This window comes from Xenorhabdus ehlersii, assembly GCF_003610465.1.
In the GTDB taxonomy this organism is placed as follows: Bacteria; Pseudomonadota; Gammaproteobacteria; order Enterobacterales; family Enterobacteriaceae; genus Xenorhabdus; species Xenorhabdus ehlersii.
In genome coordinates, this window is sequence record NZ_RAQI01000001.1 from 1,063,298 (window position 1) to 1,076,165 (window position 12,868).

Annotated in this window: 13 protein-coding genes; 6 read left to right on the forward strand and 7 right to left on the reverse strand. The window is 43.8% G+C overall.

Annotated elements, in window-relative coordinates; all coding sequences use genetic code 11:
- Positions 1-185: 185 nt before the first annotated feature.
- A complete protein-coding gene (gene trmL, locus BDE27_RS05065) occupies positions 186-689 on the forward strand; it encodes a tRNA (uridine(34)/cytosine(34)/5-carboxymethylaminomethyluridine(34)-2'-O)-methyltransferase TrmL (protein WP_099132972.1) in 504 nt (167 codons plus the stop codon).
- A 75-nt stretch (positions 690-764) separates the two neighbouring features.
- On the opposite strand, the gene cysE is transcribed toward trmL, so the two are convergent.
- The 4 genes from cysE to BDE27_RS05085 all read right to left on the reverse strand — a co-directional run bounded on the left by cysE (position 765) and on the right by BDE27_RS05085 (position 3,607).
- Entirely contained in the window at positions 765-1,586 is an 822-nt protein-coding gene (gene cysE / locus BDE27_RS05070) for a serine O-acetyltransferase (protein WP_074024722.1), read from the reverse strand.
- 18 nt (positions 1,587-1,604) lie between these two features.
- Positions 1,605-2,624 (reverse strand): NAD(P)H-dependent glycerol-3-phosphate dehydrogenase, encoded by a 1,020-nt coding sequence (gpsA, locus tag BDE27_RS05075; RefSeq protein ID WP_099132971.1) that lies wholly within the window; start codon positions 2,622-2,624, stop codon positions 1,605-1,607.
- Positions 2,624-3,094 carry a protein-export chaperone SecB gene (secB, locus tag BDE27_RS05080; RefSeq protein WP_099132970.1) on the reverse strand — a complete coding sequence of 157 codons (471 nt, stop codon included), beginning with the start codon at positions 3,092-3,094 and terminating at the stop codon, positions 2,624-2,626. The genes gpsA and secB overlap by 1 nt, the downstream gene beginning before the upstream one ends.
- A 75-nt stretch (positions 3,095-3,169) precedes the next feature.
- Entirely contained in the window at positions 3,170-3,607 is a 438-nt protein-coding gene (locus BDE27_RS05085) for a rhodanese-like domain-containing protein (RefSeq protein WP_099117376.1), read from the reverse strand.
- Between the two features lie 329 nt (positions 3,608-3,936).
- Between BDE27_RS05085 and envC the strand changes: the two genes are divergently transcribed.
- Both envC and BDE27_RS05095 read left to right on the forward strand, forming a co-directional pair.
- Complete coding sequence (gene envC / locus BDE27_RS05090) at positions 3,937-5,250, forward strand: murein hydrolase activator EnvC (protein ID WP_099132969.1); 1,314 nt, start codon at positions 3,937-3,939, stop codon at positions 5,248-5,250.
- A gap of 15 nt (positions 5,251-5,265) precedes the next feature.
- Positions 5,266-6,318, forward strand: coding sequence for a divergent polysaccharide deacetylase family protein (locus tag BDE27_RS05095; RefSeq protein ID WP_099132968.1), 1,053 nt, complete (start codon positions 5,266-5,268; stop codon positions 6,316-6,318).
- Here BDE27_RS05095 and tdh read toward each other — a convergent pair.
- Both tdh and kbl read right to left on the reverse strand, forming a co-directional pair.
- Positions 6,315-7,340: an L-threonine 3-dehydrogenase gene (tdh, locus tag BDE27_RS05100; protein ID WP_099132967.1), complete on the reverse strand. Its 1,026-nt coding sequence runs from the start codon at positions 7,338-7,340 to the stop codon at positions 6,315-6,317. The two genes, BDE27_RS05095 and tdh, sit on opposite strands and share 4 nt — an antisense overlap.
- A gap of 9 nt (positions 7,341-7,349) precedes the next feature.
- Entirely contained in the window at positions 7,350-8,546 is a 1,197-nt protein-coding gene (gene kbl / locus BDE27_RS05105) for a glycine C-acetyltransferase (protein WP_099132966.1), read from the reverse strand.
- Between the two features lie 278 nt (positions 8,547-8,824).
- Here kbl and rfaD point away from each other — a divergent pair, with 278 nt between their 5' ends.
- Genes rfaD through rfaC form a run of 3 tightly spaced genes read left to right on the forward strand, consistent with a single transcriptional unit; the run spans position 8,825 to position 11,802 of the window.
- Positions 8,825-9,763, forward strand: coding sequence for an ADP-glyceromanno-heptose 6-epimerase (gene rfaD / locus BDE27_RS05110; protein WP_099132965.1), 939 nt, complete (start codon positions 8,825-8,827; stop codon positions 9,761-9,763).
- A gap of 9 nt (positions 9,764-9,772) precedes the next feature.
- Complete coding sequence (gene rfaF, locus BDE27_RS05115) at positions 9,773-10,825, forward strand: ADP-heptose--LPS heptosyltransferase RfaF (RefSeq protein WP_099132964.1); 1,053 nt, start codon at positions 9,773-9,775, stop codon at positions 10,823-10,825.
- A complete protein-coding gene (rfaC, locus tag BDE27_RS05120) occupies positions 10,825-11,802 on the forward strand; it encodes a lipopolysaccharide heptosyltransferase RfaC (protein ID WP_099132963.1) in 978 nt (325 codons plus the stop codon). Before rfaF ends, rfaC begins: the two co-directional genes overlap by 1 nt.
- On the opposite strand, the gene BDE27_RS05125 is transcribed toward rfaC, so the two are convergent.
- Positions 11,782-12,669, reverse strand: a complete 888-nt coding sequence (locus BDE27_RS05125; RefSeq protein WP_099132962.1) for a GNAT family N-acetyltransferase — start codon at positions 12,667-12,669, stop codon at positions 11,782-11,784. The genes rfaC and BDE27_RS05125 overlap by 21 nt on opposite strands.
- Positions 12,670-12,868 lie beyond the last annotated feature (199 nt).

Genomic DNA, 12,868 nt, shown 5'->3' on the forward strand with positions numbered 1-12,868 from the left:
AAAAGAAAAACATACTGTCAATTTACTGCTACAGGGCGGGGGAGGCCATCTCATTACATGCCCTAAATAATATCTTTAACTGATAAAATAGGAGTTGGTACTATACACTTAGTAGAAAAAACACACGCAGCAGAAATGGATACTGTAGAAAATTACAACTACATCCGTAACAATTTGATCAAAACATGCTAAACATCGTCCTATTCGAACCAGAAATCCCGCCTAATACAGGCAATATCATCCGCTTGTGTGCCAACACAGGCTGTCAGCTTCATCTCATTCAACCTTTGGGTTTCACATGGGATGACAAACGCCTGCGTCGTGCAGGGTTGGACTACCATGAATTTACTAATATCAAACAACACCACGATTACAACGCATTCCTGGAAAGTGAAGGGCTCAGTTCCGTCAATTCACAGTCTCCTTCTGGAGCCCGTCTGTTTGCCTTAACCACAAAAGGCACGCCGGCGCACAGTAATGTGAGTTATCGTGATGGTGACTACTTAATGTTTGGCCCAGAAACTCGTGGTTTGCCGTCTTATGTATTAGATAACATACCACCTGAACAGAAGATCAGAATTCCCATGCTGCCAGATAGCCGTAGCATGAATCTGTCCAATTCTGTCGCAGTGGTTGTGTTTGAAGCATGGCGGCAACTGGGTTATCCAGGTGCGTTATTGCGGGATTAAGATTAATAGGACATTCAGTGCATAATCCGCGCTGAATGTCCTATCTATTAGTGCTTATAAGAAAAGAACAGAATTTCAAATCCCATCCCCATTCTCAAATCCATTATTGATACCATTAAAATGCTGGTTCATATCCAGCGATGGCTTCTCACTTTCCGGTTTACCAACAATCCTCGCCGGTACACCTGCCACTGTGGTATGAGGTGGAACTGATCTTAATACAACCGACCCTGCCCCAATTTTCGCACCTCGACCAATCTCGATGTTGCCGAGTATTTTGGAACCCGCGCCAATCATCACCCCTTCACGTACTTTCGGATGACGATCTCCACTGGTTTTACCTGTTCCCCCAAGAGTCACAGATTGCAAAATAGAAACATCATTCTCAACAACCGCTGTCTCACCAATTACAATACCTGTCGCATGGTCAAGCATGATGCCACAACCAATTCTGGCAGCAGGATGAATATCGACGCCAAAAGAAACTGAAATCTGATTTTGCAAATAGATTGCCAATGCCTTGCGATCTTCTTTCCATAGCCAGTGAGCAATGCGGTAGGCTTGCAGAGCATGGAAGCCTTTAAGATAGAGTAATGGGGTCGAATATTTATCTACTGCCGGATCACGCAGTCGAACAGCTTTGATATCACGTGCTGCCGATTCAATCATCTTAGGATCACTGCGATACGCACTTTCAGCGACTTCTCTGACTTCAATGGGAGGCATAATCGGTGTTGCCAGCTTATTTGCCAGCATGTAACTCAGGGCACTACCAAGATTTTCATGCTTGAGTAGTGTCGCGTGAAAGAAACTGGCTAACATGGGTTCACAGTCTGCCAGCGCCCTCGCCTCGTTTTTTATATTTTTCCAGACTTCGTTCAGTTCTGCTCGCGACATATCAGTGTTCTCATTTATTTAAGAGTGAGAGCCATCTCCCTCATCTCTTGTCGCTCTTCCCAATAATGCTTGGGCAGCCTCAATCACATTTTTATTGCAGTATAGTATCTGGTAGATCTGCTCTGTGATAGGCATTTCAACGCCCGCTCGTTCTGCCAAAGCACGGACTTCTTTAGTATTGCGGTATCCTTCAACAACTTGCCCGATCTCACGCTGCGCTTCATCAACACCGATACCTTTTCCCAGCATCATACCAAAACGACGGTTACGGGATTGGTTATCGGTACAGGTCAAAACTAAATCACCCAATCCAGCCATTCCCATAAATGTAGAAGGATCAGCCCCCAACGCCACGCCAAGGCGACTCATCTCCGCCAATCCTCGAGTGATCAATGCAGTGCGGGCATTAGCCCCAAATCCCATACCATCAGAGATCCCTGCACCAATTGCAATAACATTTTTTATTGCCCCGCCGAGCTGTACCCCAATGAAATCCGAGTTTTTGTAGACTCGAAAGCTTTTGCCACAATGGAAAAGTTGTTGAAGTTCTTCACTAAACTCAGGTGTTGTGGCAGAAACAGCAATTGCTGTTGGTAAACCTGCTGCTAGCTCTTTTGCGAATGTCGGGCCAGAAACTACAGCCAAGGGGATTTCATCACCTAATATCTCACGGGCTACATCTTGTAATAAGCGTCCTGTTTCCGCTTCAAGTCCCTTGGTAGCCCAAACAATACGGCTATCCTGTTGTAAATGTGGCTTTATCTGATGTAAAACATCACCGAAAACATGGCTGGGAACCACTACCAAGATATTACAACTGGCTAAAACAGCACTTTTTAGGTCGGATTCAAGCAATAAGCTATCAGGAAAAGAAACATCCGGTAAAAATACCTGATTACAGCGCGCTTGTTGCAACGCATTGACGTGCGTAGGATTATGCCCCCAAAGCACAACATCGTGCCCATTGCGAGCCAACGTAATGGCTAAAGCGGTGCCGTATGAACCGGCACCGATCACTGTCATAGAAGCAGTATTCATTAGGCTTCCTGTGCAACCTCATTAGGCTGAGATTCAGCCTGCTGTTGCAGATAATTCATGAACAAGGCATCAAAGTTAACAGGAGCCAGGTTCAGTTGTGGGAAAGTACCACGACCTACCAAGCTGGTGATGCACTCACGAGCGTATGGAAACAGGATGTTCGGGCAATATGCACCTAAGCAATGTGCCAACTGGGTTCCTTCAATACCATCAATAGAGAAAATACCCGCCTGCTGAACTTCACACAAAAACGCAGTTTCTTCTTCCAGTACCGCCGTGACGGTAACACGCAGAACAACTTCATAAACTCCCTGAACCAATTCACTGGAAGCGGTGTCCAGATCCAATTTAACTTCCGGTTGCCACTCCTGCTGGAAAATCTGCGGGGCTTTTGGTGCTTCGAAAGAAATATCTTTCGTGTAAATACGCTGGATCTGGAAAGCCATTTCTGTGTTGTTTTGTTCTGACATAATAATGTTTACCTTTTTCAGATGTCCTTATTAAACTTTTCAAGAATGCAAGCATGCTACTTGCACCTAAATTCGTTATTTCTTGCCGCGAGCCAATGGCAGATTTTCACCCGCCCAACCAGCAATCCCCTCTTTCAGGGAATAAACCTGCTCAAAGCCTAAACGAACCAGATTTTCCGCTGGTGTTCTGGATTCTAGCCCATTCGCTGAAACTACGATAACAGGCTGTTTTTTATGTTTCTCCAACTCACCTAAATTACTGTCTTTAATTTCAGATGGCGTCAGGTTAACGGAACCAATAATATGCCCCCTGCGGAAATCGTCACGGGAGCGTAAATCCACGACGATAGCTTCTTCCTTGTTGATGAAATGGATAGCCTGAGCACGGGTGATCTCTTTACTCTTGGAGAACACGCTTTTTACCGTCATGACAATGACAGCCACCAGCAATGCAATCCAGACAAGGCTCAGGATCGTGTTCCGGCTAATAAATTGCATGATTTCTTGCAGCATGGAGGGCAACAACTCCCGTTAGTTAATAACAAATATCTAAGGTAGAAGAGTATACCTGTGTGTTGCATCAATTACAGCCAATTAGCATCAATCCAATGCAGATTTTGCGGAGAGTTTCGAGAAAAATTAAAAAACATACCGAGAACAACTTGATTGTCATGCATCAATAAAATATTTCATGTAACACTGGACCAAGGCAGGATCTTCGACAATAAATGGACTAAATTAACTAAAACTTATATTAATGATAAAAAACAATCTGTTCTCTGGTCAGGTGCAATTCCTCATGAAATAATCAGGCGCTATGTAGCAGCAGGGTACTCAATAAGATGGCTGAAAATAAGGATCTCAAGAGCCGTAAGAATCGGCAGAGGCAATACAAACGGCAAAATAAAATCAGAGTGTTACAGCTCTGTGCCTTGTTGTTCACCTTTCTCAGTTTCAGTACAAATACTTTCGCCAATCCAATTTCAGAGAATAAAAATCAGCTCAAAGATATTCAGCAGGATATTGCCGAGAAAGAGAAAAGCGTAAAACAGCAACAAAAGCAACGTACAGATCTGCTTAACCAATTAAAAGAACAAGAAAGTACTATCTCAGAAGTGGGACGTTCGCTGCACACAACACAAACTCGTCTGAATAAGCTGGAAAACGATATTTCATCACTAAATGCCAATATCAAGCACCTGCAAATGCAACAAAAGGAGCAACGACAATTACTTGCCAACCAATTGGATGCCGCATTTCGGCAAGGAAATCACCAAGGTTTAGAATTGTTGCTCAATGGGCAGGAAAATCAGCGCAAAGAACGTATTCTCGCCTATTACAGTTACTTGAATCAGGCACGTCAGGAAACTATCGCCAAACTGCAAAAAACAACTGAAGAACTCAACCAGCAAAAAAAACTGCAACTAGAAAAACAAAGTGAACAGAAAGCGATACTGGCCAGCCAAAAACAGCAAAAGCAAAAGATGGAAACTGCCCGCACTGCGCGGCATAAGACATTAACGGTTCTTGAATCTTCATTGAAAAAAGATCAACAAAGCTTGACTGAGCTTCGGCAGAATGAAACCAGATTGAGAAACAAAATTGCTAAAGCTGAGCGGGAAGCCAAAGCGCGCGCTGAACGTGAAGCTCGTGAAGCGGCTCGTGTTCGTGCCCAAGTTGCCGCCAAACAGAAACAAGCGCAACAAAAAGGTTCCAGTTATAAACCAACAGAAGAAGAACGTGCTCTCATGGCACGAACTGGCGGCCTTGGGCGTCCTGCCGGGCAAGCCATCTGGCCAGTACACGGTCGTGTCATCCATAGTTTTGGTGAAGCAATACAAGGTGAACTTCGTTGGAAAGGGGTTGTTATTTCAGCAGCGGAAGGGACAGAAGTCAGGGCAATCTCAGATGGACGTGTATTGCTGGCAGACTGGCTGCAAGGCTATGGACTGGTTGTCGTGATTGAACACGGTAAAGGCGATATGAGCATTTACGGTTACAATCAGAGCACATTGGTCAGTGTTGGGCAACAAGTTCGGGCAGGCCAGCCAATAGCATTGGTGGGCAGCAGCGGCGGACAACAACAACCTTCACTGTACTTTGAAATCCGCCGTCAAGGGCAGGCTGTTAACCCATTACCGTGGTTAGGGAAATAGGATAGGAACACAATAATGGTGAAGATACGGTATCGATTAATAAAGCGGGTTAATGCATTCACTCTTTTATCTTGGATACTGCTATTCTTCACATCATTGCTGTTTACGTTAAATGTACAAGCTGCGCGTTTAGCCATCGTCATTGATGATGTTGGCTATCGTGTTAGTGAAGAAAATGAGATCTTACAAATGCCCGTTGCGGTTTCTATCGCAATCCTACCCAACTCTCCGTATGGCAGGAAAATGGCGGAAAAGGCTTATCAGCAGGGACGGGAGATTTTAATCCACTTGCCAATGGCACCATTAAGCAAACAACCGCTGGAAAAAAATACACTCCATCCTGCCATGAGCAGAGACGAAATTGCCCGTATTATTCAAGATGCGATACAGAAAGTTCCCCATGCTGTTGGGATGAACAATCATATGGGCAGTGCAATGACATCTAATCTCAGTGGCATGGAAAAGATAATGCAAGCGTTATCCCATCATCACCTTTACTTTCTGGACAGTGTGACAATAGGCAATACACAAGTCACTAAAGCAGCGATGGGAACCTCTGTTTCTGTGATCCGAAGAAATGTGTTTTTGGATAATATTCAAACCGAAGCTGAAACACGGCATCAACTTAACCGTGCGATAGCCCTTGCCCGCAAGCGAGGGTCTGCCGTTGCAATTGGACACCCACATCCCACAACCATACACGCTTTACAGCAAGCACTTGCAACATTACCCAGTGATATTGAACTGGTAACACCCAGCCTGTTGTTAGATCATCAAACTACACGCAAGTGCATAAAAACCCATGAATCACAACCTGCACCAACCACTCAGTTGGAGTATCTCAAGATGGTCAAAAAGGAATTATCTAACAGTGTTATCTTTAATGCCTTAAATCGGTACATGCAAAAACTCTTAGGTAACCATCCAATACAAAAAATACCAAATGATTCAGGCAAACCAGAAGTAAAGCAAGCAACGGAAAACAAAGCGACAAATAAAACAGAAGCGCCACCAAAAGCCGATCAAACAGGCGTCTTAAAAGCCAAAGACGCCTGCACTAATTTTTAATTCCAATTTAAGATAACCTTGCCAGATTGCCCTGAGCGCATGACATCAAAGCCTTTCTGGTAATCATCAACCGAGAATTGGTGAGTGATAATCGGGGACAAATCTAAGCCCGATTGGATCAACGCTGCCATCTTGTACCAAGTTTCGAACATCTCACGCCCGTAGATTCCCTTGATAAATAATCCCTTAAAGATGACCTGGTTCCAATCTATCGCCATGTCCGAAGGTGGTATCCCCAACAACGCAATACGTCCACCGTGATTCATGGTATTAAGCAAAGTACCGAACGCTGGCGGAGCACCTGACATCTCTAAACCAACATCAAAACCTTCGGTCATTCCCAGTTCTGCCATGACATCAGTCAGATTTTCTTTGCTGACATTCACAGCGCGGGTAACACCCATTTTACGAGCTAACTCAAGGCGGTATTCATTGATATCCGTAATCACGACATGACGGGCACCAACATGCTTACATACCGCTGCTGCCATAATCCCGATAGGGCCAGCGCCTGATACCAGTACATCTTCCCCCACCAGATCAAAAGACAGTGCAGTGTGTACCGCATTGCCAAATGGATCAAAAATCGCAGCCAGCTCATCGGGTATATTGTCTGGGATCTTAAAAGCATTAAATGCGGGAATCACCAGATATTCAGCAAAAGCACCTTCACGGTTCACACCAACACCCGTGGTATTGCAGCATAAATGCGTACGTCCACCACGACAGTTACGACAGTAACCACAGGTGATATGGCCTTCACCGGATACACGATCACCAATCTTGAATCCTTTTACTTCTTGACCAATCGCAACGACTTCACCAACATATTCATGCCCTACTACCATCGGGATAGGAATAGTTTTTTGAGACCAATCATCCCAGTTATAGATGTGAACGTCCGTACCACAAATGGCAGTTTTACGGATTTTAATCATGACATCATTGTGCCCAAGCTCTGGCATGGGCACATCTGTCATCCAGATACCTCCTTGTGGCTTTAATTTGGACAATGCTTTCATAATGATACCTTAAGCAATGACATTCAATTGCTTGCCAATACGTATAAATGCAGCCACCACACGTTCAATTTGTTCTTCAGTATGGGCGGCTGAGATCTGGGTTCGAATACGCGCTTGACCTTTCGGCACAACCGGATAGAAAAACCCAATTACATAAATGCCTTCTTTCAGCAGTTCTGCGGCAAATTCCTGCGCCAGTTTTGCATCCCCTAACATAACAGGGATGATTGCATGGTCTGCCCCCGCCAGAGTGAAACCTGCCGCCGTCATTTTTTCACGGAACAAGTTCGCATTTTTCCAGAGACGCTCACGCAGATCATCGCCATTTTTCAGCATGTCCAGCACCTTGATTGACGCAGCGACAATGGCTGGAGCCAGTGAGTTAGAGAACAGATATGGGCGTGAACGCTGGCGCAACCATTCAACAACTTCTTTACGCGCGGCAGTATAACCACCAGATGCGCCACCCAGTGCCTTACCGAGCGTACCGGTGATGATGTCAACACGTCCCATAACATCACAATATTCATGTGTGCCACGACCATGCTTGCCAACAAAGCCAACCGCATGTGAATCATCCACCATAACCAACGCACCAAATTCATCAGCCAAATCACAGATAGATTTCAGGTCAGCAATGACACCATCCATTGAAAATACCCCGTCAGTTGCGATCAGGATATTTTGCACACCTTCTGCTTTTACCTTTTCCAACTGAGACCTTAATTCTTGCATGTCATTATTGGCATAGCGGTAACGTTTTGCTTTGCATAAACGAATGCCATCAATGATGGATGCATGGTTCAAGGCATCAGAGATAATGGCATCTTCTGGCCCAAACAGAGTTTCGAACAGACCGCCGTTTGCATCAAAACACGAAGAGTACAGAATAGCGTCTTCCATACCCAAAAATTCAGCAATCTTATTTTCTAATTCTTTATGGGAATCTTGCGTACCGCAGATAAAACGAACGGATGCCATACCAAAACCGTGGCTATCCATACCTGCTTTTGCAGCTGCGATTAGATCAGGGTGATTGGCCAAGCCTAAGTAGTTATTAGCACAAAAATTAATTACTTGGTTACCTTCAGCAACAGAAATATTGGCATCCTGCGCAGAAGTAATTATACGCTCACTTTTGAATAACCCTTCGGAGCGGGTTTGTTCCAACTGCTCATTAATTTTCTGGTAAAACGACGCTGACATTTTTCTCTCCTGAATCCCTAATTAAGTGAAAGGCGTGATGTATGTTACTGATAGATCCTGCCAGTGACGACACAACGAGAAAGAGAATATCAACTTTGTAAAGCTGATCACGACCCAGTGTCTGGCATACAGTAATATTTCAGGATATACCCCTGTTTAAGCTGCTGTCGTCAGTGGGGTTAAGTGCTATTATACGCAGCAAAGATATACCCAATAGACGTCAAGTTACAGTGATAAAGCTGGGTATAAAGTGAACTGACTATTTAGAGGTGAGCCAAATGATTATTGTCACTGGTGGCGCAGGGTTTATTGGCAGCAATATTGTCAAGGCACTGAATGATGAGGGCTATAAGGATATTCTGGTTGTTGATAACCTGAAAGATGGAACAAAATTCGTCAATTTGGTTGATTTGGATATCACCGACTATATAGATAAAGAAGACTTCATCGCCAGCATTGTGGCGGGTGATGATTTAGGTGACATTGATGCCATTTTCCATGAAGGGGCTTGCTCATCCACAACGGAATGGGATGGTAAGTATATGATGGACAATAATTACCAGTACTCCAAAGATGTGCTGCATTATTGCCTTGAGCGCCAAATCCCCTTCCTGTATGCCTCCTCTGCTGCTACTTATGGTGGTCGCAGTGATAATTTCATTGAAGAGCGCCAATATGAAAAACCGCTCAATATTTATGGCTACTCTAAATTCCTGTTCGATCAATATGTTCGTGATGTTTTGCCCCATGCAGATTCCCAAATTTGTGGCTTCCGTTATTTCAATGTTTACGGGCCGCGCGAAGGACATAAGGGCAGCATGGCGAGTGTCGCCTACCATTTAAGTAATCAGATTCACCAGGGACAGAATCCGAAGTTATTTGTTGGTAGTGAAAATTTCCGCCGCGATTTTATCTATGTCGGCGATGTTGCCGCCGTCAATCTGTGGTTCTGGAAAAATGGTGTTTCCGGCATTTTTAACTGTGGAACAGGCCGCGCTGAAACTTTCCAGGCTGTTGCAGATGCTGTGATTGAATTCCATAAAGAAAAATCCCCAGCCGTGGAATACATCGACTTTCCGGAAAAATTAAAAGGCCGTTATCAAAGTTTTACTCAAGCAGATCTGACAAAACTTCGTGCCGCTGGCTATCAAAAACCGTTCAAGGCGGTTGCCGAAGGCGTCGCTGAATATATGCAATGGCTCAATCAGGATAATTAATCGACCTCTATGAAGATATTGGTGATCGGCCCATCATGGGTGGGTGACATGATGATGTCACAAAGCCTCTACCGTACTTTGAAAGCTTTGTACCCCAATGCAGAAATTGATGTGATGGCACCAGCATGGTGCCGACCATTACTGGCAAAAATGCCTGAAGTACATCAGGCATTAGCCATGCCGCTTGGTCATGGTGCCCTTGCGTTGGGTGAGCGCCGACGTCTTGGTCTGGCATTGCGTGAAAATAGATACGATCGTGCTTATGTATTGCCCAACTCATTCAAATCTGCGCTGGTCCCTTTCTTCGCCAATATCCCGTTACGTACAGGCTGGCGCGGTGAGATGCGTTACGGACTGCTAAATGATATCCGAGTCCTGAATAAAAATGCTTTTCCACTCATGGTTCAACGCTATGCCGCTCTCGCGTATGAAGGGAAAAACATGCGTAGCGCCGATGATCTTCCACAACCTTTGTTATGGCCACGATTAAATGTCAATGACGAAGATATTGCAGAATCAACCTCAGCCTTCAATATTGCTGATCACCGCCCTATTATTGGCTTCTGTCCAGGTGCCGAATTCGGCCCAGCCAAACGCTGGCCACACTATCACTATGCCGCCCTCGCTGAACAGTTAATTACCCAAAAAGGCTATCAAGTTTTACTGTTTGGTTCTGACAAAGATTATCAAGCAGGTGAAGATATTCGAACTCTTTTAAGCGATGATGCCCGCGAAAATTGTCTCAATCTGGCAGGAAAAACCTCGCTTGAACAAGCGGTAAATGTCATCGCAGCTTGTGATGCTATCGTCACAAACGACTCAGGTTTGATGCATGTCGCAGCGGCCTTAAACCGTCCTCTGGTGGCATTATACGGGCCAAGTAGCCCAGATTTTACCCCACCACTATCGAATAAGGCCGAAGTGATCCGCCTGATGACGGGCTATCACAAAATCAGAAAAGGCGATAGCGACGGCGGCTATCACCAAAGTTTGATCGATATTCAACCTGAAATAGTTCTATCTTCATTAGAAAAACTGTTGCAGGCGGAGAGCCAAAATTAATGCGTGTTTTATTGGTAAAAACGTCTTCGATGGGGGATGTATTACATACTCTGCCAGCATTAACTGATGCAAAACAGCAGTTTCCTGACATTCAATTTGATTGGGTAGTGGAAGAAGGGTTTGCCCAAATTCCAACGTGGCACAATGCTGTCGGAAATGTGATCCCGGTGGCTATTCGCCGTTGGCGAAAAAATTGGTTCAGAAAAGATATTCGTGAAGAACGAGCACTGTTCCGGCAACAACTGCAACAATACCAATATGATGCTGTCATTGATGCACAAGGCCTGTTAAAAAGTGCTTTTTTGGTAACCCGATTAGCACATGGCCCAAAGCATGGTTACGACAGAAAAAGTATCCGTGAACCCATTGCCAGTTTTTTCTACGATCATTGTCATGCTGTCAGCAAGCAACAGCATGCGGTTGAACGCATTCGAGCTTTATTTGCTGATAGTTTGGGCTATAAAAAACCGTCAGGGCAAGGTGATTACGCCATCGCCCGCCATTTTTTGCACCAAAAAACTAGTAGCCAAAACCACTATCTCGTTTTCCTCCATGCAACAACACGTGATGAAAAACATTGGCCTGAAAATCATTGGCGGCAGCTTATCGCGGATATCCAGGCAACGGGTATGCGCATCAAATTGCCCTGGGGTATAGAGCACGAATATCAGCGGGCATTAAGGCTAGCAGAAGGGTTTTCCCATGTTGAGGTTCTGCCAAAACTGACTCTGGCTGAAGCTGCACACATTCTCACAGGGGCACAAGCTGTAGTTTCAGTTGACACGGGATTAAGCCATCTTACAGCGGCACTTGATCGACCCAATATCACGCTATTTGGGCCGACTGATCCTGGCTTAATCGGTGGGTATGGTAAAGAGCAACATCCCCTAAAATCGACGGATAATACGATGCAAGGTATTACTTCAGAGAAAGTTATGCTGCTCTTGCAGGATACGTTAAAAAAGCACCCGGCCTAACGGAAAAGTTTCACACCAACGATTTTTGTATTCAAGAGTAGGATTACCCAATGAGTAACGCATGATTTTGTCTTCCTGCTGGCACAGCGCTTTAGCTTCCTGAATATTTATCCACATCAAGATGCTGCCAATGCTAAGATGAGCATATTCAGAATCATAACCACCATTAATGGCATCAAAAGAAATCCATTTAGGGCTGTCCGCCTGCAGGACAAAATCATAAGCACAAGGTTTGCCGTTGATCAACAGCACATTGCCAAATATATGCTCACGAAGCTCAATGTACATCTCAAGGAGATGCTTTTTTTGCTCTTCAGAATGACTATAATTCCAACGCTTTTGGTATAGATCGATATAAATATCCACCAACCCTTCTGCACTGAATTCACTTGAAGGGAGGATTTCTCCCCCCGCACGCTTAAATTTGTTGATCTCATTACTGCGATTACGGCGGGTTTTGTAAGAAAAACTGTCTTTGATTAGGCAAATTTTTCGTTTACTCAATAGGGAGTTGAAGCTGGCATTAATAAAATTATTTTTGTGGATTACAGATAATTTTTTTGATTTTACAGGTAAAAACAGTTTTGCATCCGCTGCAATAGGAAAAATAATTTCATCATATGAAACGGGGTACTTGGCTTGCATTTTTTCAATCAATTTATTGTTTTTCAAAGAAAAATAAGCACCTTGAATTGCAGACTCTGTTTTCTTGATATAAAAGCAAAACTGCTCATCAAGATGTTTATCCAAAAATTTTATAATATCAGGATGTGCTAATGTACATCCACCAAAAAGAGCATGTGCTTCTTTATATTTTTCAAAATTGCATTCTTTCCATCCTGAAAAAAGCGCTTTTGCAGTTTCCATAGAAAGTATCTCCACTAAAAAATTCAAAATTTGTTAAATAACTCATTAAAAATAACGTGACAATATACTAGCAAACAATATATCAATAAAGTTAACCTATTTATATAATGACTAGGATGTTTATAATTATAAATCTAACAATAACTCAATATATCTTTATTATACCATAATATATTTTATGATAATAAAATTTAAACAT